General features: G+C 73.3%; 25 protein-coding genes and 1 tRNA gene. 15 read left to right on the forward strand and 11 right to left on the reverse strand.

Features of this window, described 5'->3' with window-relative positions; all coding sequences use genetic code 11:
- Together AC0VX0_RS01770 and AC0VX0_RS01775 are read right to left on the reverse strand one after the other, a co-directional pair.
- Positions 1–711 carry a response regulator transcription factor gene (locus tag AC0VX0_RS01770; RefSeq protein WP_041103075.1) on the reverse strand — a complete coding sequence of 237 codons (711 nt, stop codon included), beginning with the start codon at positions 709–711 and terminating at the stop codon, positions 1–3.
- A gap of 78 nt (positions 712–789) precedes the next feature.
- Complete coding sequence (locus AC0VX0_RS01775; RefSeq protein WP_041103073.1) at positions 790–1,053, reverse strand: hypothetical protein; 264 nt, start codon at positions 1,051–1,053, stop codon at positions 790–792.
- 211 nt (positions 1,054–1,264) lie between these two features.
- On the opposite strand from AC0VX0_RS01775, the gene AC0VX0_RS01780 reads away from it, so the two are divergent.
- Positions 1,265–1,648, forward strand: a complete 384-nt coding sequence (locus AC0VX0_RS01780; RefSeq protein ID WP_020628350.1) for a cold-shock protein — start codon at positions 1,265–1,267, stop codon at positions 1,646–1,648.
- A gap of 3 nt (positions 1,649–1,651) precedes the next feature.
- On the forward strand, positions 1,652–2,173 hold the full coding sequence (locus AC0VX0_RS01785; protein ID WP_144820270.1) for a DUF3027 domain-containing protein: 522 nt from the start codon (positions 1,652–1,654) through the stop codon (positions 2,171–2,173).
- A 19-nt stretch (positions 2,174–2,192) separates the two neighbouring features.
- On the opposite strand, the gene serC is transcribed toward AC0VX0_RS01785, so the two are convergent.
- On the reverse strand, positions 2,193–3,320 hold the full coding sequence (gene serC, locus AC0VX0_RS01790) for a phosphoserine transaminase (protein WP_020628348.1): 1,128 nt from the start codon (positions 3,318–3,320) through the stop codon (positions 2,193–2,195).
- A 128-nt stretch (positions 3,321–3,448) separates the two neighbouring features.
- Here serC and AC0VX0_RS01795 point away from each other — a divergent pair, with 128 nt between their 5' ends.
- The 3 genes from AC0VX0_RS01795 to AC0VX0_RS01805 all read left to right on the forward strand — a co-directional run bounded on the left by AC0VX0_RS01795 (position 3,449) and on the right by AC0VX0_RS01805 (position 6,770).
- Entirely contained in the window at positions 3,449–4,171 is a 723-nt protein-coding gene (locus tag AC0VX0_RS01795; protein WP_020628347.1) for a metal-dependent transcriptional regulator, read from the forward strand.
- Between the two features lie 159 nt (positions 4,172–4,330).
- On the forward strand, positions 4,331–4,825 hold the full coding sequence (locus AC0VX0_RS01800) for an HNH endonuclease (RefSeq protein WP_036382503.1): 495 nt from the start codon (positions 4,331–4,333) through the stop codon (positions 4,823–4,825).
- Between the two features lie 76 nt (positions 4,826–4,901).
- Complete coding sequence (locus AC0VX0_RS01805; protein ID WP_290151119.1) at positions 4,902–6,770, forward strand: ABC transporter ATP-binding protein; 1,869 nt, start codon at positions 4,902–4,904, stop codon at positions 6,768–6,770.
- 26 nt (positions 6,771–6,796) lie between these two features.
- Here AC0VX0_RS01805 and AC0VX0_RS01810 read toward each other — a convergent pair.
- The 3 genes from AC0VX0_RS01810 to AC0VX0_RS01820 form a co-directional block, all read right to left on the reverse strand.
- A tRNA-Arg gene (locus AC0VX0_RS01810) sits at positions 6,797–6,870 on the reverse strand.
- A gap of 52 nt (positions 6,871–6,922) precedes the next feature.
- Positions 6,923–7,570, reverse strand: a complete 648-nt coding sequence (locus AC0VX0_RS01815) for a hypothetical protein (RefSeq protein ID WP_036317981.1) — start codon at positions 7,568–7,570, stop codon at positions 6,923–6,925.
- 184 nt (positions 7,571–7,754) lie between these two features.
- On the reverse strand, positions 7,755–8,942 hold the full coding sequence (locus AC0VX0_RS01820) for an acyltransferase family protein (protein WP_355504817.1): 1,188 nt from the start codon (positions 8,940–8,942) through the stop codon (positions 7,755–7,757).
- A gap of 261 nt (positions 8,943–9,203) precedes the next feature.
- On the opposite strand from AC0VX0_RS01820, the gene pcrA reads away from it, so the two are divergent.
- The 3 genes from pcrA to sucD all read left to right on the forward strand — a co-directional run bounded on the left by pcrA (position 9,204) and on the right by sucD (position 14,067).
- Positions 9,204–11,765: a DNA helicase PcrA gene (pcrA, locus tag AC0VX0_RS01825; protein ID WP_336633873.1), complete on the forward strand. Its 2,562-nt coding sequence runs from the start codon at positions 9,204–9,206 to the stop codon at positions 11,763–11,765.
- 184 nt (positions 11,766–11,949) lie between these two features.
- Complete coding sequence (sucC, locus tag AC0VX0_RS01830; RefSeq protein WP_036339919.1) at positions 11,950–13,119, forward strand: ADP-forming succinate--CoA ligase subunit beta; 1,170 nt, start codon at positions 11,950–11,952, stop codon at positions 13,117–13,119.
- A gap of 27 nt (positions 13,120–13,146) precedes the next feature.
- On the forward strand, positions 13,147–14,067 hold the full coding sequence (sucD, locus tag AC0VX0_RS01835; protein WP_044659020.1) for a succinate--CoA ligase subunit alpha: 921 nt from the start codon (positions 13,147–13,149) through the stop codon (positions 14,065–14,067).
- A 126-nt stretch (positions 14,068–14,193) separates the two neighbouring features.
- Here the strand turns inward: sucD and AC0VX0_RS01840 are convergent, their stop codons facing one another.
- Positions 14,194–15,324 carry a VIT1/CCC1 transporter family protein gene (locus tag AC0VX0_RS01840; protein WP_159227922.1) on the reverse strand — a complete coding sequence of 377 codons (1,131 nt, stop codon included), beginning with the start codon at positions 15,322–15,324 and terminating at the stop codon, positions 14,194–14,196.
- Positions 15,325–15,429: 105 nt separating this feature from the next.
- On the opposite strand from AC0VX0_RS01840, the gene AC0VX0_RS01845 reads away from it, so the two are divergent.
- Together AC0VX0_RS01845 and AC0VX0_RS01850 are read left to right on the forward strand one after the other, a co-directional pair.
- The gene (locus AC0VX0_RS01845) at positions 15,430–15,849 is read left to right on the forward strand and encodes a YidH family protein (RefSeq protein ID WP_159227924.1); all 420 of its coding nucleotides are present in this window, start codon (positions 15,430–15,432) and stop codon (positions 15,847–15,849) included.
- Positions 15,850–15,853: 4 nt separating this feature from the next.
- A complete protein-coding gene (locus AC0VX0_RS01850; protein WP_020626411.1) occupies positions 15,854–16,177 on the forward strand; it encodes a DUF202 domain-containing protein in 324 nt (107 codons plus the stop codon).
- A 75-nt stretch (positions 16,178–16,252) separates the two neighbouring features.
- Here AC0VX0_RS01850 and AC0VX0_RS01855 read toward each other — a convergent pair whose 3' ends face one another.
- The gene (locus AC0VX0_RS01855) at positions 16,253–17,446 is read right to left on the reverse strand and encodes an alcohol dehydrogenase catalytic domain-containing protein (protein ID WP_336633874.1); all 1,194 of its coding nucleotides are present in this window, start codon (positions 17,444–17,446) and stop codon (positions 16,253–16,255) included.
- 210 nt (positions 17,447–17,656) lie between these two features.
- The gene (locus AC0VX0_RS01860) at positions 17,657–19,153 is read right to left on the reverse strand and encodes a sodium:solute symporter family protein (protein ID WP_159227928.1); all 1,497 of its coding nucleotides are present in this window, start codon (positions 19,151–19,153) and stop codon (positions 17,657–17,659) included.
- A gap of 182 nt (positions 19,154–19,335) precedes the next feature.
- Between AC0VX0_RS01860 and AC0VX0_RS01865 the strand changes: the two genes are divergently transcribed.
- The 4 genes from AC0VX0_RS01865 (at position 19,336) to AC0VX0_RS01880 (ending at position 23,995) form a co-directional block, all read left to right on the forward strand.
- Positions 19,336–19,905 (forward strand): XRE family transcriptional regulator, encoded by a 570-nt coding sequence (locus AC0VX0_RS01865; RefSeq protein ID WP_036339896.1) that lies wholly within the window; start codon positions 19,336–19,338, stop codon positions 19,903–19,905.
- A 75-nt stretch (positions 19,906–19,980) separates the two neighbouring features.
- Positions 19,981–20,997: an agmatinase gene (gene speB / locus AC0VX0_RS01870; protein WP_061866960.1), complete on the forward strand. Its 1,017-nt coding sequence runs from the start codon at positions 19,981–19,983 to the stop codon at positions 20,995–20,997.
- Positions 20,994–22,712, forward strand: a complete 1,719-nt coding sequence (locus tag AC0VX0_RS01875; RefSeq protein WP_144786324.1) for a thiamine pyrophosphate-binding protein — start codon at positions 20,994–20,996, stop codon at positions 22,710–22,712. The genes speB and AC0VX0_RS01875 overlap by 4 nt, the downstream gene beginning before the upstream one ends.
- Positions 22,713–22,987: 275 nt before the next feature.
- Positions 22,988–23,995 (forward strand): dioxygenase family protein, encoded by a 1,008-nt coding sequence (locus tag AC0VX0_RS01880; protein ID WP_144862171.1) that lies wholly within the window; start codon positions 22,988–22,990, stop codon positions 23,993–23,995.
- A gap of 55 nt (positions 23,996–24,050) precedes the next feature.
- Here AC0VX0_RS01880 and AC0VX0_RS01885 read toward each other — a convergent pair whose 3' ends face one another.
- Both AC0VX0_RS01885 and AC0VX0_RS01890 read right to left on the reverse strand, forming a co-directional pair.
- The gene (locus AC0VX0_RS01885; protein WP_080981685.1) at positions 24,051–24,575 is read right to left on the reverse strand and encodes a pyridoxamine 5'-phosphate oxidase family protein; all 525 of its coding nucleotides are present in this window, start codon (positions 24,573–24,575) and stop codon (positions 24,051–24,053) included.
- A gap of 67 nt (positions 24,576–24,642) precedes the next feature.
- Positions 24,643–25,548, reverse strand: coding sequence for an inositol monophosphatase family protein (locus tag AC0VX0_RS01890; protein WP_020621600.1), 906 nt, complete (start codon positions 25,546–25,548; stop codon positions 24,643–24,645).
- Between the two features lie 83 nt (positions 25,549–25,631).
- Between AC0VX0_RS01890 and AC0VX0_RS01895 the strand changes: the two genes are divergently transcribed.
- On the forward strand, positions 25,632–26,078 hold the full coding sequence (locus tag AC0VX0_RS01895) for a DUF6508 domain-containing protein (protein WP_020621601.1): 447 nt from the start codon (positions 25,632–25,634) through the stop codon (positions 26,076–26,078).
- Positions 26,079–26,087 lie beyond the last annotated feature (9 nt).

The raw sequence follows: 26,087 nt of genomic DNA on the forward strand, positions 1-26,087 counted from the left end.
TCAGCGCTTGTCCGCGGTGCGGAGCATGTAGCCGACGCCGCGCTTGGTGTGGATCATCTTCTCGCGGCCGCCGACGTCGATCTTGCGGCGCAGGTAGGAGATGTAGGACTCGACGATCGAGGCGTCCCCGTTGAAGTCGTACTCCCACACGTGGTCCAGGATCTGGGCCTTCGAGAGCACCCGGTTCGGGTTCATCATGAGGTAGCGCAGCAGCTTGAACTCGGTGGGGGAGAGCTCCACGACCTCGCCGCCGCGGCGGACCTCGTGCGCGTCGTCGTCGAGCTCGAGATCGTCCACGCGCAGCACCGCCGCGTCGTCGTCGTCGAGGGAGGCAGTGCGGCGCAGCACGGCGCGGATGCGGGCGACCACCTCGTCGAGGGAGAACGGCTTGGTCACGTAGTCGTCACCGCCGACCGTCAGGCCGGTGATCTTGTCCTCGGTGCCGTCCCGCGCGGTGAGGAACACGACGGGGAAGTGACGGCCGGCGGAGCGCAGGCGGCGGGTCACGGTGAAGCCGTCCATGTCCGGGAGCATCACGTCCAGCACGGCCAGGTCCGGCTGGAACTCCTCGGCGGCGTCCAGGGCCTCCCGGCCGTTGGCCGCGGCCGTGACCTCGAAGCCGGCGTAGCGCAGGGACGTGGAGAGCAGCTCGCGGATGTTGGGCTCGTCGTCCACCACCAGGAGGCGTGCTTCGGGGTTCTGAGGCTGCATGGGGCCCAGTCAACCGCCCCGACCTGGGAACACCCTGAAAGGGTGCTGGATGTCACGGGGCGTCGTTGGCCCGACGGCTCAGGGGCGCGAGCGCCGGACGGCGCCCAGCACCACGTGCAGCAGCATCAGGCCGAAGCCGACGGGCAGGCCGAACAGCGCGAGCGCGAACAGCGCCGGGGACGCCGGCCACGCCAGGAAGTACGCGACCAGCAGGGCCACCAGGGCCAGAGCGGACACCGCCGTCACGGCCACGCCCAGCACCAGGACGACGCCACGACCGCCCCGGTGATCGGCGGGGTCGGCGGCGGGCGCGGAGGCGGGGAGGGTGGAGGTCCGAGGCATGCCCGCCACTCTAGTCGGGCTATCCTGGGAGGTCATTGACGACCACGTCCTCCGCCGTCCCCTCCGGGCGCACGGCCAGGCTGGTCCCACCGATGCCGCGGCGCACCGCCACGCCGGTGCCGGACCCCGCCGACCCGAGACGAGAGCACGGCCGCCCCTGCGGCGCCGGCCCGACGCGGTGGACCCATATGACGAGGAGCAGGTGACGCACATGCCCACCGGGCGCATCAAGTTCTACGACTCGACCAAGGGCTTCGGGTTCGCCCAGACGGACGAGGGCGAGGAGGTCCACGTGCCCGCCTCGGCCCTGCCGGCCGGGGTGACCGAGCTGCGCGGAGGCACCCGCGTGGAGTTCGGCGTGGCCGAGGGCCGCCGCGGCAAGCAGGCGCTCTCGCTGCGCGTGCTCGACGCCGCACCCTCGGTGGTCCGCAACCACCGACCCGGCGCCACCGAGATGGCCGTCCTCATGGAGGACCTCATCACGTGGCTGGACCAGACCTCCAACGGCCTGCGCCGCGGCCGCTACCCCCAGCGCGCCCAGGCGCAGAAGATGGCGCAGGTGCTGCGCCGTGTCGCCGACGACCTGGAGGCCTGAGCCATGACCACCCACGACGACGCCCCGCGCGTCGACCACCGGAGCCCCGACGCCGAGCCCGCGCCCGCCGAGGAGAGGACGGCCGCGCCGCCCGCGCGTCGCCGGGCCCCGCGCCGCGACGAGCTGCTCGCCGCCGCCGTGGACGCCGCCCGCGCGGGGCTGGCCGGGCTGGCCGCCCCGGACGAGGTGGGGGAGCACGTGGACGTGCTCGTGGACGACGACCGGCTCCTGACGCACCGCTTCGCGTGCCGCATGCCCGGCTACGCGGGCTGGCTCTGGTACGTGACGATCGCCCGGGCCCCACGCGCCAAGCAGGTCACCGTGTGCGAGACCGGCCTCATGGCGGGGGAGGGTTCGCTCGTGGCGCCCCCGTGGGTGCCGTACGCCGAGCGCGTGAACGAGGAGGAACGCGAGCGGCACAAGGCCGTGGCCGAGGGCCGCGTGCCCGGCGCCCCGGCGCCCGAGGCCGCGCCGGACGACGCCGCCCAGACGGCCCCCGAGCCCGCGGCGGCCGACCGCGGCTGAGCCGGCGCACCCCGGCGGCTCAGGCCAGGCGCTCGACCACGTGGTCGATGCAGCGCAGCAGCGCCGCGACGTCCTCGGGCTCGGTCGCGGCGAAGGTCGCGATCCGCAGCTGGTTCCGGCCGAGCTTGCGGTAGGGCTCCACGTCCACCACGCCGTTCGCGCGCAGGGCCTGGGCGACCGCCGCCGCGTCGACGTCGTCGGAGAAGTCGACGGTGCAGACCACGGCGGAGCGGTCCTCGGACCGGGCCACAAACGGCGTGGCGAACGACGACGCCTCGGCCCACGCGTACACGCGCGAGGAGGAGTCGGCGGTGCGGGCGGTCATCGCGTCCAGCCCGCCCTGACCGTTCATCCAGCGCAGCTGCGCGTCCAGCATGACGAGCGTGGCCAGCGCGGGCGTGTTGTAGGTCTGGTCCTTGAGGGAGTTCTCCACGGCCGTGGCCAGGTCCAGGAACGCCGGGATCCAGCGGCCGGACTCCTTGATCTCCGCGACCCGCGCCAGGGCCCGCGGGGAGAACAGCGCGAGCCACAGACCGCCGTCGGACGCGAAGTTCTTCTGCGGCGCGAAGTAGTACACGTCCGCCTCGGACACGTCCACCGGCAGGCCGCCCGCGGCCGAGGTGGCGTCGACGACGACCAGGGCGTCCTCGTCGATGCCCGCGGGGCGGACGACGGGCGCCATCACGCCGGTCGAGGTCTCGTTGTGCGGCCACGCGTACACGTCGACCCCGGCCACGGCCTCCGGCTCGGGGCGGGTGCCCGGCTCGGAGGTGCGGATGTCCGACGGGGCCAGGAACGGCGCCTGGTCGGTGGCCTTGGCGAACTTCGAGCCGAACTCGCCGAAGCTCAGATGCTGGGCGCGCTCGCGGACCAGGCTGAAGGCGGCCGCGTCCCAGAACGCGGTGGAGCCGCCGACGCCGAGGATCACCTCGTAGCCCTCCGGCGCCGAGAACAGCTCGGCGACGCCCGACCGGACGCTCGCCACCAGGTCCTTGACCGGCTTCTGACGGTGCGACGTGCCGAGCAGCCCGGCTGCGTCCTGGAGCGCGCTCAGCTGCTCGGGGCGGACCTTGGAGGGGCCGGCGCCGAAGCGGCCGTCGGCCGGCAGCAGGTCCTGGGGGATGGTGATCTCGGCGGGGGAGGTCATGCGTGCTCCTGACGCTTCGGGGTCGCGGGTCGCGCCCATTCTCCCGCGCCCGGGACCACCGGCCGTCCACGTGACTCACGCCTCGCTAGGATGTCCGGGACGAAGAGCCCGAGGGAAGAGGACGTGCCATGACGGATCTGATCGACACCACCGAGATGTACCTGCGCACGATCCTCGAGCTCGAGGAGGAGGGCATCCCCCCGCTGCGCGCCCGCATCGTCGAGCGTCTGGAGCACTCCGGCCCCACCGTCTCCCAGACCGTGGCCCGCATGGAGCGGGACGGGCTGGTGCACGTGGGCGCGGACCGTCGGCTGGAGCTGACCGTGGCGGGCCGCGAGCGGGCCGTGTCCGTGCTGCGCAAGCACCGCCTGGCCGAGCGCCTGCTCGCGGACGTGATCGGCCTCGAGTGGGAGCTCGTCCACGAGGAGGCCTGCCGCTGGGAGCACGTGATGAGCGACCAGGTGGAGCGCCGCCTGCTCACGCTGCTGGAGAACCCCACCGAGACCCCCTACGGCACCCCGATCCCGCCCCGGCCCGAGCAGGCCTCCGCCGAGGACTGGAGCCGCGACATGGGCCTGGCGGGCGCCCGGCTCTCCGAGGAGGCCGCCACCGCCGGCCGGTTCCGCGTCCGCGGGCTGGCCGAGGGCGTGCAGACCGACCCCGAGCTGCTGGCCCAGCTGGCCGGCGCCGGCGTGACCCCCGGCCGTGTGGTGCGTGCCGAGGCCGCCCGCGACGCCGGGTACATCCGGGTCGAGGGCGAGGCGGAGGACGGCGCGGCCGCGGACGGCGGGGCCCTCGAGCTGGCCGAGGCCACGGCCGCGCACGTGTGGGTCGAGCGTCTCGACGGCTGAGGCGCGGCGCGCCGTCGTCGTGCGTGACGGGGGCGTGATGGCCCGGTGACGGGCCGGTGAACCTCTTCCGCCGCCGCAGGCGACACGCCGCGCGCCGATGCACCCGCGTCTAGCGTGGGGACACGACGCCCCTGTGTCCCCACGCTTCCGAGGCCCCCGATGCGCACACTCGTCCTCAACGCCGGCTACGAACCCCTCTCGGTCGTCTCCGACCGCCGGGCGCTGCTGCTCGTGGCCACCGGCAAGGCGAGCGTGCTCGAGGACGCCGGTGACCCGATGCGCAGCCCCACCCGCGCGTGGGGCCGGCCCCTCGTGATCCTGCTGCACCAGTACATCCGGGTGCCCCACACGGACGCGGCCCCGGTCTCCCGCAAGGGCGTGCTGCGCCGGGACGGACACCGCTGCGCCTACTGCGGCGCCCACGCCACCACCGTGGACCACGTGCGGCCGCGCTCGCGGGGCGGCGAGAACACGTGGGAGAACCTCGTGGCCTGCTGCCTGCGCTGCAACGGGGCGAAGGCGGACCGCTCGCTCGAGGCCCTGGGCTGGCGGCTGCGGGTGGAGCCGGTGCGCCCGCGCGGGGCCCAGTGGCGGATCCGCGAGCTGGAGCGGCCCGCCGAAGCGTGGCGGGACTACCTGCGCCTGGCCGCCTGACGCCGGAAGCGGAATCGCGCCCGCCCGTGCCCGCCGGTTCCTAGACTCTCGAACGGTCGAGAGAGCGGAGGGGCCCATGAGCATGGAGTCGGCGGCACGGATGTCCATGATGCGGATGACCCGCGGACAGTCCGACGCCCAGCAGAGCCTCGCCCGCGGCACGGTGCGCCGGACCATCGCGTTCGCGGGCCGGTACCGCACCCGACTGATCGTGTTCGTCGCGGCGTCCATCGTGGGCGCGGTGCTCGGCGTGGCCTCGCCCGTGCTGGCCGGCGACGTCGTCAACGCGATCACCGGCGGCGCGGACCGCGGGCTCGTGGTGCGGCTGGCCCTGCTGATCGCCCTCGTGGCCGTGCTCGACGCGGCGCTGTCCGTGTTCACCAAATGGCTCTCCTCCGGGCTGGGGGAACGCGTCATCTACGACCTGCGCACCGCCGTGTTCGACCACGTGCAGCGCATGCCGGTGGCGTTCTTCCAGCGCACCCGCACCGGCGCGCTCGTCTCGCGCCTGAACAACGACGTGATCGGGGCGCAGTCGGCGATCTCGCGGACGCTCTCCGGCGTCGTCGCGAACGTGGTGTCCGTGGTGCTGACCCTGGGCGTGATGGTGGCCACCAGCTGGCAGGTCACCGTCCTGTCCCTCGTGATGCTGCCGCTGTTCCTGGTGCCGGCCCGGGCGGTCGGCTCGAAGCTGGCGGACCTGTCCCGCGAACGGGCCGGGCACAACGCGGCCATGGGCGACCAGATGACCGAGCGGTTCTCCGCTCCCGGCGCCACACTCATCAAGCTCTTCGGCCGCCCCGCCGCCGAGTCCGCCGAGTTCGCCCGCCGCGCGGACCGCGTGCGCGCCACCGGCGTGGACATCTCCGTGCGCCAGGCGGTCTTCACCACGCTGCTCACCCTGGTCTCCGCGCTCGCGCTCGCGGCCGTGTACGGCGTGGGCGGGCTCCAGGCGATCGCGGGCACCCTCGACGCCGGCGACGTCGTCACCCTCGCCCTGCTGCTGACCCGCCTCTACGCGCCCCTGACCGCGCTGGCGAACGCCCGCGTGGAGATCATGAGCGCGCTCGTGAGCTTCGAGCGCGTGTTCGAGGTCCTGGACCTGGAACCCCTCATCACGGAGCCCGCGCGGCCCGCAACCCTGCCGGAGGGGCCCCTGTCCGTGCGGCTGCGGGACGTGCGCTTCGCCTACCCCACCGCGGAGCAGGTGTCCCTGGCCTCCCTCGAGGAGGTCTCCGTGCTGGACACGCGCGGCGGCGAGGAGGTGCTGCACGGGATCGACGTGGCCGTGCCCGCCGGGGCCACGGTGGCCCTCGTGGGCTCCTCGGGTGCGGGCAAGTCCACCATCGCCTCGCTCGTCACGCGCCTGCACGACGTCACCTCCGGCGCCGTCGAGATCGGCGGTGTGGACGTGCGGGACCTCGCGTTCGCGGACCTGCAGCGGGCCGTGGGCATGGTGACCCAGGACGGCCACCTCTTCCACGAGACCGTGCGCGCCAACCTGACGCTGGCCCGCCCCGACGCGACGGACGAGGAGCTGTGGGACGCCGTCGAGCGGGCCCGCCTGCGCCCCGTGGTCGAGGCGCTGCCGGACGGGCTGGACACCGTGGTCGGCGAGCGCGGCTACCGCCTCTCCGGCGGCGAGCGGCAGCGCATGACGATCGCGCGGCTGCTGCTGGCGGCCCCGCGCGTCGTGGTGCTGGACGAGGCGACGGCGGCGCTGGACTCCACCAACGAGCGCGCCATCCAGGAGGCGCTGGGGGAGGCGCTGGCCGGGCGGACCGCGATCGTGATCGCGCACCGGCTCTCCACCGTGCGCAACGCGGACGAGATCCTCGTGGTCGAGGCCGGGCGGATCGTGGAGCGCGGCACGCACGCCGAGCTGCTCGCGGCGGACGGACGGTACGCGGAGCTCTACACCACGCAGTTCGCCGACGCGGAATGAGGCGGCGGCCGGACCGGCCACCCGGGTGCCCCAGGCCGGAATCGAACCGACGGCCTACCCTTTAGGAGAGGGTCGCTCTATCCAACTGAGCTACTGGGGCGCGGACCGCGCGTCGCGCGCGCCGGTCCGGTGAGCGAGTCTAGCCGAGCCTTTCAGGCCGCCCGCGCGGCGCGACCACGACGGCGCCGCCCGGCCCACAGCATCACGGCCACCGCCAGCGCGAGCAGCGCCAGCAGGACCCAGCGGGTCAGCGTCAGGGCGGCGGCCAGGCCGGTGCCCGGGCCGCCGGCGGCGATCGCCTGCTCGATCGCGATGTTCTCGCAGATGTCCACGACCGCGAACAGCACGCCCAGCCCGAAGACGGCCCACTTGGCGCCGACGGGACGCAGGCGCCATGCGCCGACCGCGGTGACCGTCAGTGCCACGGCGATCGGGAAGATCACGCCGGCCGTCTTGTGCACCCAGTTCAGCTGGCCGCGGGCGTCCTCGTCCATGACCGCGGAGAGCGCGCGGATGTGGTCCTGCCCGTAGAACAGCAGGGAGTCCGGCATCGCCAGGCCGCCGCTGAGCTGGGTCATCTGCTGCAGCACCAGCAGATGGAGGTACGCGCCCACGAGCAGGGTGGTCACGATCAGCGCGCTCACCGGGATCGCCGGGCTGCCCTCGCGCTCAGCGGCCGCGGCGAGGTCCTCACGGACGTTGACGTCCCGCAGCGTGGGACGGGAGCGCGGGGACTCGGCGACCGGGCGCGCGGCGGGCCGCGACGGGCGCGGACGGGACTTGCGGGACTTCTGGGACACGGGGCACCTCCGCGGTCCATCCTCCCAGACCGTCCGAGCCGGCCCGGCCCCGCGCCGCCCAGCTCACTTTCGAACGTGAAATCGGGGTCATGGGGACTTTCGAACGCGAGACAGGCCCTCCGTCACGTTCGAAAGTGCGGGGGTGGCGGGGATGCCGGGGTGGCGGGGTCGGGGCCGGGGCTGCTCAGTCCGCGTGGCGAGGCCGCGGGCGGGGGGCCCGGACCCGGGCGGGTGCGCCGGCCGCCGGCTCGGCGGCCGGGGTCGGCCCCGCGGCGGGCTGCGGCGGGGACGCCGGCTCGACGACCGGCAGGGGCGCCGTCGTCGAGGCGGGCTCGGCGGTCTGTGCCGGCACGGCGTCCGCCGCTCCCGGGACCGTGGCCCGGGTGCGAGGACGCGCCCGGACGCGTCCCGCCGTCGGGAATTCGAAGAGCCAGCGAACCCGTCGGTAGCCGAGCGCGAGGGCGAGCGGGACGAGGAACGTGAACGACGCGATGGCCACGTAGAAGTCGACCGGGCGGACCGCGGCGAGGTCGCGGAAGGCCGCCACCGCCAGGATCAGCACCGGCATGTGGGCGACGTAGAGGACCATCGAGCGGCGGCCGCAGAACTCGAGGAACGGCAGACGGGGCAGGCGCGGGCCGAGCCACAGCACCACGAGGATCCCCGGCAGCGCGGCGAACACGGACCAGGGCTGGCGCTCCGCCACCACGAGCGCGCCGGTGCGCGTGGCCGTCACGGTGAGCACCATGAGGATCACCGCGATCACGCCCAGGGCGGCCGGCGCCGTGCGGATCCGGGGGAGCAGTCGCGCGGAGGCGGCACCGAGGAAGAAGTACACGCCCCAGTACAGGGGACGCACCCAGTCGCGGGGGCCGCTGACGAACTCGAGGAGCAGCACGAAGAGGACGGCCGCGACCACCAGCGCCGGGACGCGACGGATCACCGGGCCGATGAGGTAGCAGAGCATGAGCACCCACAGGAACCACAGGTGCCACGCGCCGCCGCGCCAGAACTCGACGGACAGCAGGGATCCGGGCTTGCCCGTGGCCAGCGCCAGGACGACCATCCAGACGAGGAACGGCCACAGGATCCGCTCCGCCTTGCCGCGGTAGTACGTGCCCAGCGGCTTGGACACGGAGCGGGGCAGCAGGACGCCGGACAGGAACACGAGCATCGGCATCCGCCACGACTGGAACACCTGCACCACGTTCGCGAACGCCACGGAGCTGAAGGTCGCGTCGAGGCCCTGCGGCATCGTGTAGGTGTGGGTGAACATCACCAGCAGCACGGCGAATCCGCGCATCGCGTCCATCCAGGTCATCCGGCTGGGGGTGGACCCGTGGGACATGGGCGGGGTCGGCGTGGTGGACATGGCGGCTCCGGGGTGACGTGGCGGGGCAGGGGAAGGAGGCTCCGCCGCCACATCGCGCGGAACGCCCAGAAGACCATAGCGGGCCGTTCGATTCCCGCCGGTTTTCGAACGTGGAATCGGGGTCTTGGGGACTTTCGAACGCGAGATAGGCCCCACATCACGTTCGAAAGTGCGGGTGGGGTGGGGCGGGGCGGCGCGGTGGGGGATGGCGACGACGGCGCCCGCTGTCGCGTCCGGGGCCACGCCTAGACTGGGTCCGCCATGGCTGACCTCTTCTCCGCGCTCGGACGCACGCCCCTGAACCTCGACCGCACCCGCCGCCCGGCGGACCCGGAGACCGCCCTGCCCGGGCTCGTGCCCCCGGCCGTCACGCGCGCGGCCGCGGACCCCGAGGCCTGGGGCCAGGACGTCCGGCCGGCCGCGCCGGCGCACACTCCGGAGTCGCTCGTGGCGGGGCTCAACCCGCAGCAGGCAGCCGCGGTGACCCACACGGGGGCGCCGCTGCTGATCGTGGCGGGCGCCGGCTCGGGCAAGACCCGGGTGCTGACCCACCGCATCGCGTGGCTGCTCGCCACCGGCCGGGCGCGGCCGCACGAGATCCTCGCCATCACCTTCACGAACAAGGCCGCCGCGGAGATGCGCGAGCGCGTGGCCGGGCTGATCGGTCCCACCGCCCAGCGGATGTGGATCTCCACGTTCCATTCCTCCGCCGTGCGGCTGCTGCGCAACGAGGCCGCCAACATCGGGCTGAAGTCCACGTTCACCATCTACGACTCGGCGGACAGCCTGCGCCTGGTCACCACCGTCGCCAAGCAGCACGAGCTGGACCCGAAGCGCTTCGCGCCCAAGGCCCTGCTGAACCGCATCAGCTCCCTGAAGAACGAGCTCGTGGAGGCGGACGACTACGCCGCCACCGTGGCCGAGGGGGACCCGTGGGGCCGCGCCGTCGCCGCCGTCTACCGGGACTACACGGCCCGCCTGCGCCAGGCCAACGCCCTGGACTTCGACGACCTGATCGGCATGACGGTCCACATGTTCGAGGCGTTCCCGCGCGTGCTGGACAACTACCGCCGCCGGTTCCGCCACGTCCTCGTGGACGAGTACCAGGACACCAACCACGCCCAGTACCGCCTGATCCGGCTCCTCGCCGGCCCGGCGGGCGACCCCGAGGGCGTGGAGACCCCCGGCGGCGAGCTGACCGTCGTCGGCGACTCGGACCAGTCCATCTACGCGTTCCGCGGCGCGGACATCCGCAACATCGTCGAGTTCGAGCAGGACTTCACGGACGCCGTCACCATCAAGCTCGAGCAGAACTACCGCTCGACGCAGACCATCCTGGACGCCGCCAACGCGGTGATCGAGCGCAACCCGGACCGCCGTCCCAAGCGCCTGTGGACGGCCGAGGGGGAGGGCCCGGCGATCGTCGGCTACGCCGCGGAGAACGAGTCCGCCGAGGCGGAGTGGATCGCCACCACCATCGACCGGCTGCAGGACGAGGACGGGATCCGCCCGGCCGACGTCGCCGTGTTCTACCGGACCAACGCGCAGTCCCGCGCGCTCGAGGAGCGGCTGGTGACGCGCGGCATCCCGTACCGCGTCATCGGCGGCACGCGCTTCTACGACCGCAAGGAGATCAAGGACGCGCTCGCCTACCTGCGGGTGATCGTCAACCCCGACGACGACGTCAACGTGCGCCGCATCCTCAACGAGCCCAAGCGGGGCATCGGGGACCGGGCCGAGGGCGCCATCGCCGCGTGGGCCGAGCGCAACCGCTCCACGTTCTCCGCGGCCCTGCGCGACGCCGAGAACGCCCCCGGCATGGCCGCGCGCTCGCTCAAGGCCGTCCGTGGCTTCGTGCAGATGATGGACGACCTCGGCCAGGTCGCCGAGTCCGCCGGCCCGGCCACCGTCCTGGAGGCCGTCCTCGAGCAGTCCGGCATGCTGGCCGCCCTCCGCGAGTCCGAGGACCTGCAGGACGAGTCCCGCGCGGACAACCTCGGCGAGCTCGTCGCCGTCGTCCGCTCCTTCGAGACGTCGCACCCGGACGGCACCCTGTCCGACTTCCTCGAGCAGGTCGCGCTCGTGGCGGACGCGGACCAGCTGCCCACGGCCCCGGACGTGGAGGGCGAGGCGCTCGCGGAGCAGCAGGGCCAGGTCACGCTCATGACGCTGCACACCGCCAAGGGCCTCGAGTTCCCCGTGGTGTTCCTGACGGGCATGGAGCACGGGGTGTTCCCGCACGCCCGCTCGATGACGGACGAGAAGGAGCTCGCGGAGGAGCGTCGCCTGGCGTACGTGGGCCTGACGCGCGCCCGCCGTCGCCTGTTCCTGACGCGCGCCGAGGCACGCTCGCTGTGGGGCCAGCACCAGTTCAACCCGCCCAGCCAGTTCCTCGGGGAGATCCCGGAGACGCTCATCGACTGGGAGCGGGAGGGCACCACGCGCTCGGCCGGGTCGTTGAGCCTGACCGGCGCCGGCACCTCGCGGTACGCGGGGCGGTTCGGGGGCGGCCGGCCGGCGTGGCGGTCCCGGGACGACGACGGCGCGCGACCCCAGCGCCTCACCCGCGGGGACGAGCCGGCGGACCTCACGGTGCCCTCCGGCGTGGTGCGCGGGAAGGCGCCGAGCCGGGTGCAGCCGCAGAAGGAGATCGTGGCGCTCAGCCCGGGCGACCGCGTCTCCCACGCCACGTTCGGCGAGGGGCGCGTGGACGCCGTCGCGGGCGCGGGGGACAAGACCGTCGCGACCGTCACCTTCGACGCCACCGGGGCGCAGAAGCGGCTGCTGCTGCGCTACGCCCCGCTGACGAAGGTCGAGGGCTGACGGGACCGGCCCGCCGACCCCCCGGTCGCCCCGGGGCGTGGACTACAGTGAGCCGTGGAACGCCGCCGTCCGCCGCCCCGCCGTGCCCCCGCGCCCGGCCCGGCCACGGAGGGGGCGTCGACGTCGGCCGCGCCCGCGGGCGAGGCCGGCAGACCCTGTCTTCGACCAAGAAGGACACACCACCGTGGACCTGTATGAGTACCAGGCGCGCGATCTGTTCGAGGCGCACGGCGTCCCCGTGCTGGCCGGCATCGTTGCGCAGACCCCGGACGAGGCCAAGGCGGCCGCGGAGAAGATCGGCGGCGTCACCGTCGTCAAGGCGCAGGTGAAGGTCGGCGGCCGCGGCAAGGCCGGCGGCGTGAAGGTCGCCAAGACGGCCGACGAGGCCTACGAGCACGCCAAGGCCATCCTGGGGATGGACATCAAGGGCCACACCGTGCACCAGGTCATGATCGCCCAGGGCGCCGACATCGCCGAGGAGTACTACTTCTCCGTGCTGCTGGACCGCGCCAACCGCACCTACCTGGCCATGTGCTCGGTCGAGGGCGGCATGGAGATCGAGCAGCTCGCCGAGGAGCGCCCCGAGGCCCTCGCCAAGGTGCCCGTCTCCCCGCTGACCGGCATCGACGCCGAGACCGCCCAGAAGATCGTCACCGAGGCGGGCTTCCCCGAGGAGCTGCGCGCCGACGTCGCCGAGGTCATCCAGAAGCTCTGGGAGGTCTTCGAGAAGGAGGACGCCACCCTCGTCGAGGTGAACCCGCTGGTGAAGACCGGCGACGGCACGATCCTCGCCCTGGACGGCAAGGTCTCCCTCGACGACAACGCGGCGTTCCGCCACGAGGGCCACGCCGCCCTCGTCGACGAGCGCACCGAGGACCCGCTGGAGGCCAAGGCCAAGGCCAACGACCTCAACTACGTGAAGCTGGACGGCCAGGTCGGCGTGATCGGCAACGGCGCCGGCCTCGTGATGTCCACCCTCGACGTCGTCGCGTACGCCGGCGAGCAGCACGGCGGCGTGAAGCCGGCCAACTTCCTGGACATCGGCGGCGGCGCCAACGCCGAGGTCATGGCCAACGGCCTCGACGTCATCCTGGGCGACGAGCAGGTCAAGTCCGTGTTCGTGAACGTCTTCGGCGGCATCACCGCGTGCGACCAGGTCGCGAACGGCATCGTCAAGGCCCTCGAGATCCTGGGCGACACCGCCACCAAGCCGCTGGTCGTGCGTCTGGACGGCAACGCCGTGGAGGAGGGCCGCCGCATCCTGCAGGAGGCGAACCACCCGCTCGTCACCCTGGCCGCCACCATGGACGAGGGCGCCGACAAGGCCGCCGAGCTCGCCCACTCCGCGAACTGACCGTTCGGAAAGACTGAGGAAACAGCTATGTCGATCTACCTGAACAAGGACTCCAAGGTCATCGTCCAGGGCATCACCGGCGGCGAGGGCACCAAGCACACCCGCCTCATGCTCAAGGCCGGCACGAACATCGTGGGCGGCGTGAACGCCCGCAAGGCCGGCACCACCGTGTCCCACGAGGACAAGGACGGCAACGCCGTCGAGCTGCCCGTCTTCGGCACCGTCAAGGAGGCCATGGAGAAGACCGGTGCGGACGTGTCCGTGGCCTTCGTGCCGCCGGCCTTCGCCAAGGACGCCGCCATCGAGGCCATCGAGGCCGAGATCCCGCTGCTCGTGGTCATCACCGAGGGCATCCCGGTGCAGGACACCGCCGAGTTCTTCGCCCTGTCCCAGTCGAAGACCGGCGAGGACGGCAAGCCGAAGACCCGCATCATCGGCCCGAACTGCCCCGGCGTCATCACCCCGGGCGAGGCCCTGGCGGGCATCACCCCGGCCACCATCACCGGCTCCGGCCCCATCGGCCTCGTGTCCAAGTCCGGCACGCTGACCTACCAGATGATGTACGAGCTGCGTGACTTCGGCTTCTCCACCGCCATCGGCATCGGCGGCGACCCGATCATCGGCACCACCCACATCGACGCCCTCGAGGCGTTCGAGGCCGACCCGGACACCCAGGCCATCGTGATGATCGGTGAGATCGGCGGCGACGCCGAGGAGCGTGCGGCCGAGTTCATCAAGGCCAACGTCACCAAGCCGGTCGTCGGCTACGTGGCCGGCTTCACCGCCCCGGAGGGCAAGACCATGGGCCACGCCGGCGCCATCGTCTCCGGCTCCGCCGGCACCGCGCAGGCCAAGAAGGAGGCCCTCGAGGCCGCGGGCGTGAAGGTCGGCAAGACCCCGTCCGAGACCGCCCAGCTCATGCGGGAGATCCTGCAGGCCCAGGCCTGATCCCGCGGTGGGGGGCGCCGATGCCGGCGCTCCGCACCGGCAGGCGGATGCACCACGGCCCCTGTCCCTCGTCCTGAGGGGCAGGGGCCGTGTGCTGTGCGGGGCGGAGCAGGCGGTGGGCGCCCGTCAGCCCACGTTCGCGCCGAAGAGCAGGCCGAGCACGTACGTCACGGCGGCGGCGCCGAAGCCGATCGCGAGCTGGCGCAGGCCCCGGGCCAGCGGTGAGGAGCCGGACAGCAGCCCGACCACACCGCCGGTGAAGAGCAGGGCCGCGCCCACCATCGCCGCAGCCAGGCCCAGGGCCCACGGCCCGGACATGCCGAAGATGTACGGCAGGATCGGGATGAGCGCGCCGGAGGCGAAGAACGCGAAGCTGGACAGGGAGGCGCTCCACGCCGAGCCGATCTCCGCGAAGGAGTTCGAGTGGTCCACGGGTCCCTGGGAGCCGTCGGGACGGGCGGAGAACCGCGGGTTGCAGTCGCACGTGAGATAGCCGAGGCGCTCGAGCGCGCGGTGCTCGGCGTCCTCGGGCGTCATGCCGCGGGCCAGGTAGACGAGCGTGAGCTCGTTGTGGTCCAGGTCCAGGTGCTGGGCCGCCTCGAGGGTGATCTGGGTGGGGGAGGATGCCTCGAGCAGCTCCCGCTGGGACCGCACCGAGACGTACTCGCCGGCCGCCATGGACAGCGCGCCCGCCAGCAGGCCGGCCACGCCCGTGAACAGCACGACGGACGGCGCCACGCCCGTCGCGCCGATGCCCATCACGAGCGCCAGGTTGGAGACCAGCCCGTCGTTCATGCCGAAGACGGCGGCACGGAAGTTGCCTGCCAGCTGCTCGCGACCCCGGGCGGCGAGGCCGCGCACGACCTCCTCGTGGATGGCCTCGTCCGCCACCATGCCCTCGGGGGCGTCCTGGTCCTCCGCGTAGGGAGTGTCCGACTCGGCGCGCTGGGCCAGGGCCAGCACGAACACGGAGCCGAAGATCCGTGCGAGCCAGCGCAGCAGGACGCGGTGCAGGGAGGGGCGCGGCGGGTTCTCGGCGTGCTCGCCCAGGAGGGCCCGCCAGTGCTGTTCGTGGCGGCGCTCGGCCTCGGCGAGGCCGAGCAGGATGTCGCGCTCCACGCCGTCCTTGCGAGCGGCGATGTCGCGGTAGATCTGGCCCTCGGCGATCTCGTCGGCGAGGTAGCGGCGCCAGCGTCGGACCTGTTCGCGGGTCGGCTCGGGGCGTGCCGCGGGCGTGGCGGTGTGGGCGGGGCTCATGGGGCTCCATCGGATGGGCAGGCGGAGACGGGCGCCGCCGCCGCGGACCACGGCGGCCGGGCGCGCGCCCGACCCGCCAGTCTACGCCGTCGCTACCATGGCCGCATGGACGCAGCAGAGACCCCCGACGGCCCCGAGGCCGCCGCCCACGACGGCGGCCGGCCGGCCTGGCAGCACCGCCTCCTGGCGGGCGGGGTGGAGCCGGACCCCCGGTTCACGCTTGCCAATGAGCGCACGTTCCTGGCCTGGGTCCGGACGGCGCTGGCGCTGCTGGCCGGCGGGGTCGCGGTGGAGGCGTTCACCGGCGCCCTCTTCGCGCCGCCGGTCCGGGTGGTGCTGAGCACGGTGCTGCTCGTCCTGGCGGCGCTGCTCGCCCTGGGCGCGGGCGCGCGCTGGCTCCGGGTGGAGCGGGCGATGCGCCGCGGCCGTCCGCTGCCGCTGCCGCTGATCGTCCCGGTCCTGGCGGGGGGCGTCGTGCTGGCCGTCGTGGTGCTGATGCTCGCCGTCGTCCTGCCGCGGGGCTGAGGCGATGCGTCTGCATCACGACCCGGGGCTGCAGCCCGAGCGCACCGTGATGAGCTGGGGCCGCACGGTCCTGGCGCTGAGCGTCCTCAGCCTCACGTTCCTGAGGTGGTGGCCGGCCGTCGGCGCCTGGGCGTTCGGGCCTGCGGTGGTGGCGGCCGTCGGCGGGGCGGCCGTGCTGGCCACGCAGCGCCGGCGTTACGTGGCGCAGGCGGACGGGATCGCGCGGGAGCAGGCCCGGCCGGCGCTGGCGTCGGTGGCCTGCATGGTCGCGCTGGTGGTGGGCCTGGCGGCCCTCGGGATCACCGCCACGCTGCTGCACGCGGCCTGATCCGCGGACGACGACGGCGCCCCTCACCTGCGCGGGCAGGTGAGGGGCGCCGTCGTGCTTCCGGAGGCGGACCGCTCAGCGGGCGATCATGCCGTGGGGGTCGATGACGAACTTGTCCACGGAGCCCTGGTCGAACTCCGCGTAGGCCTGGGGTGCCTCGTCCAGGCTGATCACGCGCGGGTTGACCATCTCCGTCAGGTACGGCATCCGGTCCCACAGGATCGACATCATCAGCTGGCGGTTGTAGCGCATGATGGGCGCCTGCCCGCCGATGATGTGGGGCGACTTGATCCAGGCCTTGCCGAAGTCCACCGGGAAGGTGCCCTCCTGCTCGGCCTTCGTCTCCGCGATCGGGTCCGGCCCGTAGATGCCGATGATGCCCGTGGCACCGCCCGGACGGGTGACGTCCAGGACCTGGTTCACGGCGGCGATCGGCTGCATCTCATCAGACGCGGAGCCCAGGCCATGGGCCTCGGAGCCGACGCAGTCCACCGCGCAGTCCACCATCGGCTCGCCGAGGATGTCGTTCACGGCGTCCTGCAGGTTCTCCGTGGTGGAGAGGTCGATGGTCTCGCAGCCGTGCTTGCGCACCAGCTCCAGCCGCGAGGCGTCTTGATCGCCCACGATGATGCACGAGGCGCCCAGCAGTCGAGCGGCGGCCGCGGCGCACCGGCCCACGGGGCCGGCACCGGCGATGTAGACGGTGGAGCCGGGCTTGGCGCCGGCCTCCATGAGACCGTGGAACGCCGTGGGGAGGATGTCCGAGAGCACGGCCAGATCCAGGATCTTCTCCATCGCCTGCTCCTGGTCCGGGAAGCGCAGCAGCTGGAAGTCGGCGTACGGCACGAACAGGTACTCGGCCTGTCCGCCCTGGAAGTTGCCCAGATTGAAGCCGTAGGCGGCGCACGCCTGCTCCGGGTTGGTGGTCTCACACACCTCGGTGCGGCCGGCGCGGCAGTTGCGGCAGCGGCCGCAGGCCACGTTGAACGGCACGGAGACGAGGTCGCCCTCCTGCAGGAACTGGACGTCGCTGCCGACCTCCAGCACCTGGCCGGTCATCTCGTGACCCAGCACCATGCCCTCGGGTACGGGGAAGGAGCCGCGGTAGATGTGCAGGTCGCTGCCGCAGATGTTGGTGGCGACGATCTTGAGGATGACGCCGTGCGGGGCGGCGGAGCCGTTGGGCATCTCCAGCTTGGGGAAGTCCAGCTCGTCGACGCGCACGTCCTTGATGCCGTGGAATGCCACGGCGCGGTTCTTGGTGGTCATGAAACCGTTGCCTTTCTGTCTCCAGTGAGGCCCCAGGGGGCGAGAGACGGGGCGAACCCGAGGGGGGGTCCCAGTCCCGGGCTGTATGCACACAGTAGGGGGCCGGGAAGATCCCGGCCAAGGGGTGGCCCGCCACCGCACCGCCTGGCCTCGGCCATCGTGCGGGCGTCGGAGGATCACAGGCCCCGGGGTCATCGGCCAGGGGCACTCTCAGACCGCGGCGTCGACGCCGTGGCGGGAGCGCACCCGCCAGGCCTCGAGGACCGCGGGGTCGGTGGGCCGGGTCATCAGGCTGAGGAGGACGTACACGACGGCGGAGGCGGCCAGACCGACGTAGATTGGCTCGTTCGCGAAAACACCCTCGAAGGGCTCGGCCGCGTTCAGCTCGAGCCAGCCCATGGTGCCGAGGGTGCCCACCGTCCCGACCACCATGGACCACAGGGCCGCCGTGCCGGTGCCGCGCTGCCACACGAGGCCGCCGACGATCGCAACGAACAGGCCGCCCACAAGGATGTCGTACGCGATGGTCAGGGCCGCCACCACGTTCGGGACGACGATCGCCAGCCCCAGCACGACGGCGCCGAGCAGCAGCACCCAGCCGCGGTTCGAGGCGAGCTCCGCCGCGGTCTCCGGGATCTCGTCCTCGGCGGTGGCGCCGTCCTCGGAGGCGGTGGCCTCACCACGGAAGATGGGCAGGATGTCCGTGCGCATCACGGTCGAGGCCGCGATGATCGCCCCCGAGGCGGTGGACATCATGGCCGCGACGGCGGCCGCCAGGGCCACACCGCCCACGCCGACGGGCAGCAGGTTCTGGGCGACCCACGCGAACACGTCGTCCGTGGTGGCGATGTCCGCGGTCACCGTGCGCGCGGCCATGCCGATCACGGCGCCGGCGACGCCGTACACGATGCAGTACAGCCCCGCGGTGGCGCCGCCGATCTGGGCCACACGCGGGGAGCGGGCCGTGAACACGCGCTGCCAGACGTCCTGGCCGATCAGCAGGCCGAGGGTGTAGATCACGAAGTAGGTGACGATCGACTGCACGCCGATCCCGTCCCAGCTGAAGAACTCGGCGCCCAGGCGCTCCTTCAAGGCACTCCAGCCGCCGGCGTTGGCCAGGGAGAGGGGGAGCATGAGGGCGAACAGGCCGATGGTCATGATGAGGAACTGCGCCATGTCGGCCAGGGTGATGGACCACATGCCGCCGAGCACGGAGTAGGCCAGCACGATGCCGCCGCCCACCAGGACGGACAGCCAGCGGTCCCAGCCGAAGAGCACCACGAAGATCGACGCGTAGGCGCCCGTGGAGGTGGCGGCGAGCATGAGCGTGTAGGCGAGCATCACGAAGGAGGAGGCGTGGGAGGCCCCGCCACGGCCGTACCGCAGGCGGAGCATCTGCGAGACGGTGTAGATCTTCAGACGGGCCAGGATCGGGGCGAACGCCACCGACAGGATGAGCACGCCGACGCCGATGGCGGCCACGAGCCACGCGCCGGAGAGCCCGAACTCGTACCCCAGGCCGACGCCGCCCACGGTGGCGGCGCCGCCGAGCACGACGGCGGCCATGGTGCCGGTGAACAGCACCGGCCCGAGGCGGCGGCCCGCCACGAGGTAGTCCTCCGAGCTGGCGGCGCGGGTCTTGCCCCACCAGCCGAAGGCGAGCATGCCGACCAGGTAGACGGCGACGATGGTCAGGTTGAGGGTCACGGGTGGTCCTTGGGGCGAGGGGATCCAGGGCGCCGGGATGCGGGGGCGCCGCGGGCGGGACAGGAGAGATCGGCGTGTTGCCGATCACACGATCTGGGTCTACGGTAAACACATGTTGCATCGCAGGCAACATGTCATGCAGGATGACATCGCGACGTCGCACGACGCGAGGAAGGAACGCGATGAAGGCCCTCCCGCTCGAGACCGCGCCGGGCCAGGCGCTGATCGGCCGCCGGCTGCGCGCGCTGCGCGAGGCGCGGCGGCTCACCGTGGCCCAGCTGGCCGAGGCGGCCGGCGTCAGCAAGGGCTTCCTCTCCCGCCTCGAGCGGGACCTGACCAGCCCGTCCGTGAGCACGCTCGTGACCCTGTGCCAGGTGCTCGGTGCGAGCCCGGGCGACGTCCTGGACGCGCCCGAGGTGACGGTCGTGCGCCTCGCCGACGCCCCCGCGGTCAGCCTCGGCGGCGAGGGCATCCGCGAGCGCCTGATCACTCCGCGCGGCAGTCGTGACCTGCAGATCCTGCGCGCTGACATCGCGCCGCGCGGCCGCGGGGAGGCGGAGCTGTACACCGTGGACTGCCGCGTGGAGGCGGTGCACGTGGTCACCGGCCGCCTCGAGCTGCGGACCACCGAGGCCGTGCACCTGTTGGAGGAGGGGGACACCGTCACCTTCCCCGGCCGCGAGCCTCACTCGTGGGCCAATCCGGACGACCGCCCCGCCGTCGTGCTGTGGACCCTCGTGGGCCACGCGTGACCCCGTCCGGCGCGCCCACACCGGACAGACCAGACCGACCAGACCGAACCGAACCGCCCAGAGAGGACATCCCAGATGCTCGAGATCCCCCGCGTCGAGGACAACGGCCGCCTCGGCCCCGTGAACTCCGCCCTCGTGCCCCGCTACGGCGGCGCCCCCACCTACGCGCTGCTGCCGCGCCTGGACGAGGCGGCCGCGGCCGGCGTCGCCCCGGAGATCAAGGTGGTCGGCGTCCCGTTCGACGCCGGTGTCTCCTACCGCCCCGGTGCACGCTTCGGGTCCGGCCACGTGCGGCAGTCCTCGCGGCTGCTGCGCCCGTACAACCCCGCCACGGACACCTCGCCCTTCGCGCAGGCCCAGGTGGTGGACGCCGGGGACATGGCGGTGAACCCGTTCACCATCGGCGAGGCCATCGAGGCGATCCAGCAGGACGCGATGGACCTCACCGAGGACGGCTCCTCGCTCATGACCATCGGCGGCGACCACACCATCGCGCTGCCGCTGCTGCGCGCCGCCTCCGCCCGGGCGGGTGAGCCCGTGGCCCTGCTGCACTTCGACGCCCACCTGGACACGTGGGACACCTACTTCGGCGCCGAGTACACCCACGGCACGCCGTTCCGCCGCGCCGTGGAGGAGGGGATCCTGGACACCGAGGCCATCTCGCATGTGGGCACGCGCGGTCCGCTCTACGGCAAGAAGGACCTCGACGACGACCACCGCATGGGCTTCGGCATCGTCACCTCCTCGGACGTGTTCCGTCAGGGCGTGGACGAGATCGTGGACCAGCTGCGCGAGCGCATCGGGGGTCGGCCGCTCTACATCTCGGTGGACATCGACGTCCTCGACCCCGCGCACGCGCCGGGCACCGGCACCCCCGAGGCCGGCGGCATCACGAGCCGCGAGCTGCTCGAGATCCTCCGCGGCCTGCGCGGGCTGGACATCGTGGGCGCGGACCTGGTGGAGGTGGCCCCGGCCTACGACCACGCCGAGCTGACCGGCGTCGCCGCCTCCCACGTGGCGTACGACCTCATCTCCCTGATGGCCGACCGCCGCGCCACCCGCGCGGCCGCCGGTGAGGAGCCGGGCCGATGACGGACGAGCAGACGACGACGGCGGCGGCCCCGCGGCGCAACGGCGGCGACCTCGCCGTCGAGACGCTCCACGCCCTGGGTGCACGGACGGTCTTCGGCATCCCGGGCCAGCACGCCCTCGGCCTCTTCGACGCCCTGTCCCGCTCCCCGCTGGAGTTCGTCTCGAACCGCGTGGAGAACAACGCCGCCTTCGCCGCGGACGGGTACGCCCGGGCCACCGGCGAGGTCGGCGTCCTGTTCCTGTCCACCGGCCCGGGCGCCCTCACCTCGCTGGCCGGCCTGCAGGAGGCCTACGCGACCGGTGTGCCGATGCTCGTGATCGCCTCGCAGATCCCGCTGTCCGGGCTCGGTGCCCGGCGCAAGGGCATGCTGCACCAGCTGGACGACCAGAAGGCCTCGGCCCGCAACGTCACCAAGGCCCAGTTCACGGTCCACCACGCCTCGGGCATCCCCTCCGCCATCCAGGACGCGTGGGCCGAGGCCATCACCGTGCCGCAGGGGCCGGTGTGGGTCGAGATCCCGCAGGACGTGCTGCTCGGCGAGGTCATGGTGCCCCCGGTCGAGGACGCCCTGGCCGTGCCCTACGACCACCCGCCGCGCGCCGAGCTCGTGGCCGAGTCCGTGCGCTGGCTGCGCGGGGCCGGGCGGGTGGCGATCGTGGCCGGCGGCGGTGTGCGCCGCTCCGGCCGGGCCGCGATGGAGAGCCTGCAGGAGGTCGCGGAGCTGCTCCAGGCGCCCGTGGTCTGCTCGCCGGGCGGCAACACCGCCTTCCCGTGGGAGCACCCGCTCAGCCTCGGCGGCTGGGTGGAGGACCGCCTCGTCACGGACCTGCTCGAGGACGCGGAGGTGCTGCTCGTGGTGGGCTCCTCGCTCGGCGAGGTCACCTCGAACTACTTCACGCTCGAGCCGCGCGGCCGCCTCATCCAGGTGGACGCGGAGCCGCGCGTGCTGGAGACCAACCACCCCACGCTGGGTGTGCGCGCCGACGCCGGCCAGGCGCTCGACGCCCTCGCCGCGGCGCTGCGCGAGTCGGGCTCGGTGGCGCAGGACGCCGCCGTCTGGCACGGCCGCACCCCGGCCGAGGTGGTCGCCGACGTCAACGCGCGCATCACCGCCCGGCTCGACGCCCAGGACCTCGGCGTGGAGCGCCGGCTCCTGGCGGACATCCGGGCCGCCGTCCCGTCGACCATGCAGACGTACTGGGACATGACCATCGCCGCCTACTGGGCGTGGAACTGCTGGGACGCGCAGGACGGCGAGTTCCACTCGGCGCAGGGCGCCGGGGGGCTCGGCTACGGGTTCCCGGCCGCGTTCGGCGGCGCGGTGGGCCTGGCACACCAGGGCCGCACCGGGATCGACGGGCGCGTGCTCGCCGTCGCCGGCGATGGCTCGGCGATGTACTCCCTCGCCGAGCTCGCGGCCGCCAGGCAGCACGGCGCGGCGGTGACGTGGCTGATCATCGACGACGGCGGGTACGGCATCCTGCGCGAGTACATGGAGGGCGCGTTCGGCAAGGCCACGGCCACCGAGCTCGACCGGCCGGACTTCCAGGCCCTCGCCGCCTCCTTCGGCGTGCCCGCCGAGACGGTGGGAGTGGAGGACGTGCGCGGCGCGCTCGAGCGCGCGTTCCAGGCGGACGGGCCGAACGTCGTCGTGGTGCAGACCCGCCTGGCGATGTGGGCGCCGAGCCACCTGGGGGAGGCCCCGGAGGTCTGACGCGGCCCGGCGCCGGAATCGCTGACTCGACCCTGAGAGTGTGCGCCACCTTTCCAGGTGCATGTTTCAGCAACGGAGCTGGACCGGCAGGTAGTTGAGACGTCGACCGAGGCGCCGGCGGTCCCGCCCGTGTCAGAAACCGCCCAGGAGATGTCCTGGAACCATCCCGCCGATCTCACGAAAACGTCCGGCATCCGTTGCCATGCTGGCCTCTCGACGCGGTCCGCCACCCGGCGGGCGCCCCACGAGAGGAACTCCATGGCCCCTGGCTCTCGATCCGCTCCCGCCGTCCCTTCCCCCAGGTCTCCGAGGGAGGCGAGGCCCCCGCCGTCACGCCCACCTTCGAGGGCCGGGCCTTCCACCGCCCGGCCGAGGACGTCGAGGACCAGGGCGCCGCCTTCGACGTCGGCACTCTCGTCTCCCGCCGCAACGCGCTGGGCATCTTCGGCGCGGGGGCGGGAGCCCTCGTCCTCGCCGCGTGCGGTGTCCAGGAGGGCGCCTCGTCCTCCTCCGGCTCGACGTCGGCGAGCGCCGGCTCCTCGTCACCCGCGGCCTCCTCCTCGTCGGCGGCGAGCGCCTCGCCGTCCGCCACCCTGACCGAGATGGTCACCGAGACCGCAGGCCCGTACCCGGGCGACGGCTCCAACGGCCCGGACGTGCTCGACGCGTCCGGCATCGAACGTTCCGACCTGACCACGAGCATCGACACGGGCACCGCCGCCGAGGGCGTCCCGCTGACGGTGACGATGAACGTGATCGACATGGCCAACGGCGACGCCGCGATGACCGGCGCCGCCGTGTACCTCTGGCACGCCGACGCGCAGGGCCGCTACTCGATGTACTCGGACGGCATCACGGAGGAGACCTACCTGCGCGGCGTCCAGGTGGTGGGCGACGACGGCACGGTCACCTTCACCACGGTGTGGCCCGGCTGCTACGACGGCCGGTGGCCCCACCTGCACTTCGAGGTGTTCCCGGACAAGGCGTCCATCACGGACGCGACGAACAACGTCCTCACCTCCCAGATCGCCATGCCCGAGGAGCAGTCCGCGCAGGTCTACGCCACCTCGGCCTACGACGGGTCCACGGAGAACTTCGCCGACGTCAGCCTCGAGACGGACAACGTCTTCTCGGACGGCTACGAGACGCAGCTGCCGCAGATCACGGGCTCCGTGGAGAAGGGCTTCGCCATCACCATCGACGTCCCGATCGACACCACCACCGAGCAGGAGCAGGGCGGGATGGGCGGGCCCGGCGGTGGCCAGCCCCCGGCGCGTCCTTAAGTCCTGCGGACGTGGGCTGAGCCGTCCGGCCCAGCCCACGCGTCCTGCCGGCGGCTCAGTCGGTCTGGGACTCGTTGCGCTCGGGGTGCGGGCCGAACACGAAGTGGCGGCCGGACACGCGCTGGACGTCCACGCGGACGTAGAAGTCCTTCAGCGTCGGCACCCACGGCTCGATGCCGAGGGACTCGGCCTCCGCGATCTCCGCCTCCGTGTCCAGGCGGCGCGCGGTGCCGTGGACGAGCACGGACCAGGCCTGGTCGGCCAGGATCCCGTCGGCCTGCACCACGACGTGCGGGTTCACCGTGAGCTCGGCGAGCTTCGAGCCGGGCGCGGTGCGGAAGTAGATGGCGCCGTCGTGAGCCCGCACGTTCACCGGCACGATGTCCGGCCGCCCGTCCACGGCCAGCCCGAGGCGCGCGTGGCCCACGCGGCCCAGCAGTCGCCAGACCTGGTCCTCGTCCAGCACCAGGACGGCCTCGCCGTCCGGGTGCTCGAACATCAGGTGGTCCCCGGGCTCCGCGACCGGATCGGGGCGCTGCATCGACGGGGCGTCGTCGGTGTCATGGTGCTGCTGGGTCATCGGGGCCTCCTGGCATGCCGGGACGGGCGCCGTCTGGCGCGGCGCTGAGATCGGGCTCACATCCACTCTATACATGGTCGGTCGCCCGCGAGGCGACGATGTCACCCAGCACCGCCGCCGTCGTCGGCGCCTCGCGGCCCGGGGCGACGGCGAGCGCGAACGGGCACGTGTGGGCGCGCGGGCCGTCGTCGACGAGCCGGCCCGACGACGGCGCGGCCGGGTCCGGCGTGAGCCACCTGCCCCCGGCGCGGCGCAGGATCAGCTGCCCTGCCGCGACGTCCCAGGGCTTGGTGTCCACGTACAGCGCGGCGTCGGCCCAGCCCGCCGCCGTGTGGGCGAGCTCGAGGGCGCCGGAGACGGTGCGGCGCACGGTCGCGTGGGCGGTCACGAGACGTCCGAAGCGGCGCAGCGCGTCCTCGCCCTCGCGCGCGAGCGCCTCGCCCGCCGGATAGGAGGTCACGAGGTTCTGGGCGCGCTCGCCGCCGGCCGGCGCCGGCCGGCCGACCTCGGCCAGCGGGCGCTCCGGCCCGTCGCCGCGGGTGAGGTAGGCGCCGTCCGCGTCGGCGGAGAACGCCAGCCGGCCCACGGGGTCCAGCACGACGCCGGCCACCACCTCGCCGTCGACCTCGGCGGCCAGGGACACCGAGAACATCGCGAAGCCGTGTGTGAAGTTGGAGGTGCCGTCGATGGGGTCGACGATCCAGGTCAGCCGGGCGGCCTCACCGGTGCCGGCCTGCGCCCCGAGCTCCTCGCCGAGCACGCCGGAGCCGGGGACCGCCGTCGTGAGCGCGGCGACGAGCCGGGCCTCGGTGTGTCGGTCGTGCACGGTGACGAGGTCGTGGTGCGTGGTCTTGGCCTCGGGCCCGATGGCGGTGGGGGAGCGGAAGGCGGCGGCGAGGTCGCCGACGACCGCGCGGGCGGCGTCGAGGGCGATCGCGCGCAGCTCGGCGGGGCGGGGCAGGGCGGGGCTCATGCCCCGAGCCTAGGCGGGGGCCCGGACACGTCGGACCGCACGCGAGACAATGGGGCCGACCCCCCCCGAGCAGAGGAGCCGCCATGACCGAGCACCCCCTCCCGACCCCCGACGACGACGCCACCCTCACCGGCCCGCAGACCCCCACGCCCCAGCGCGTGGCCGCCGTGCGTGCGCTGCGCGAGCTGCTCGCCGCCGGCTACGGCACCGAGGCCCGGCCGATCGCCTCCTACGGCGCCCCCGCGCCCGGCACCCTCGGCGGCGTCTACCCGGACTACGACGACCGCGTGTTCCCCGGCCTCGTGGCCGCGCAGGAGCTGGCGGGCATCGACGTCGACTACCTGCGGAACGTGGACCGGGTGAGCGAGGCCGGCATCGCCGAGGCGTCCCTGGCCGACCTCGGCACGCTGTTCACCTACCTGGTGCGCGGCGAGCGGTTCGCGGACGGGCACGTGGCCGCCGCGATCGAGAACGGCAAGGTCGGCCGCATGCTGGACCGCCTGACCGCGCTGGTCCCCGAGATCCGCTGAGAGCGCACG

This window comes from Micrococcus sp. iso_26 (assembly GCF_056172975.1).

What these genes read in the sequence shown, in the direction of transcription:
- AC0VX0_RS01845 (WP_159227924.1), top strand. Translation starts at nt 15,430, where the DNA reads ATGGACGCAGCAGAGACCCCCGACGGCCCCGAGGCCGCCGCCCACGAC.
- AC0VX0_RS01840 (WP_159227922.1), bottom strand. Translation starts at nt 15,324, where the DNA reads ATGAGCCCCGCCCACACCGCCACGCCCGCGGCACGCCCCGAGCCGACC.
- sucD (WP_044659020.1), top strand. Translation starts at nt 13,147, where the DNA reads ATGTCGATCTACCTGAACAAGGACTCCAAGGTCATCGTCCAGGGCATC.
- AC0VX0_RS01770 (WP_041103075.1), bottom strand. Translation starts at nt 711, where the DNA reads ATGCAGCCTCAGAACCCCGAAGCACGCCTCCTGGTGGTGGACGACGAG.
- speB (WP_061866960.1), top strand. Translation starts at nt 19,981, where the DNA reads ATGCTCGAGATCCCCCGCGTCGAGGACAACGGCCGCCTCGGCCCCGTG.
- AC0VX0_RS01850 (WP_020626411.1), top strand. Translation starts at nt 15,854, where the DNA reads ATGCGTCTGCATCACGACCCGGGGCTGCAGCCCGAGCGCACCGTGATG.
- AC0VX0_RS01780 (WP_020628350.1), top strand. Translation starts at nt 1,265, where the DNA reads ATGCCCACCGGGCGCATCAAGTTCTACGACTCGACCAAGGGCTTCGGG.
- AC0VX0_RS01795 (WP_020628347.1), top strand. Translation starts at nt 3,449, where the DNA reads ATGACGGATCTGATCGACACCACCGAGATGTACCTGCGCACGATCCTC.
- AC0VX0_RS01885 (WP_080981685.1), bottom strand. Translation starts at nt 24,575, where the DNA reads ATGACCCAGCAGCACCATGACACCGACGACGCCCCGTCGATGCAGCGC.
- serC (WP_020628348.1), bottom strand. Translation starts at nt 3,320, where the DNA reads ATGACCTCCCCCGCCGAGATCACCATCCCCCAGGACCTGCTGCCGGCC.
- AC0VX0_RS01865 (WP_036339896.1), top strand. Translation starts at nt 19,336, where the DNA reads ATGAAGGCCCTCCCGCTCGAGACCGCGCCGGGCCAGGCGCTGATCGGC.
- AC0VX0_RS01855 (WP_336633874.1), bottom strand. Translation starts at nt 17,446, where the DNA reads ATGACCACCAAGAACCGCGCCGTGGCATTCCACGGCATCAAGGACGTG.
- AC0VX0_RS01895 (WP_020621601.1), top strand. Translation starts at nt 25,632, where the DNA reads ATGACCGAGCACCCCCTCCCGACCCCCGACGACGACGCCACCCTCACC.
- AC0VX0_RS01800 (WP_036382503.1), top strand. Translation starts at nt 4,331, where the DNA reads ATGCGCACACTCGTCCTCAACGCCGGCTACGAACCCCTCTCGGTCGTC.
- AC0VX0_RS01785 (WP_144820270.1), top strand. Translation starts at nt 1,652, where the DNA reads ATGACCACCCACGACGACGCCCCGCGCGTCGACCACCGGAGCCCCGAC.
- AC0VX0_RS01805 (WP_290151119.1), top strand. Translation starts at nt 4,902, where the DNA reads ATGAGCATGGAGTCGGCGGCACGGATGTCCATGATGCGGATGACCCGC.
- AC0VX0_RS01890 (WP_020621600.1), bottom strand. Translation starts at nt 25,548, where the DNA reads ATGAGCCCCGCCCTGCCCCGCCCCGCCGAGCTGCGCGCGATCGCCCTC.
- pcrA (WP_336633873.1), top strand. Translation starts at nt 9,204, where the DNA reads ATGGCTGACCTCTTCTCCGCGCTCGGACGCACGCCCCTGAACCTCGAC.
- AC0VX0_RS01820 (WP_355504817.1), bottom strand. Translation starts at nt 8,942, where the DNA reads ATGTCCACCACGCCGACCCCGCCCATGTCCCACGGGTCCACCCCCAGC.
- AC0VX0_RS01775 (WP_041103073.1), bottom strand. Translation starts at nt 1,053, where the DNA reads ATGCCTCGGACCTCCACCCTCCCCGCCTCCGCGCCCGCCGCCGACCCC.
- AC0VX0_RS01875 (WP_144786324.1), top strand. Translation starts at nt 20,994, where the DNA reads ATGACGGACGAGCAGACGACGACGGCGGCGGCCCCGCGGCGCAACGGC.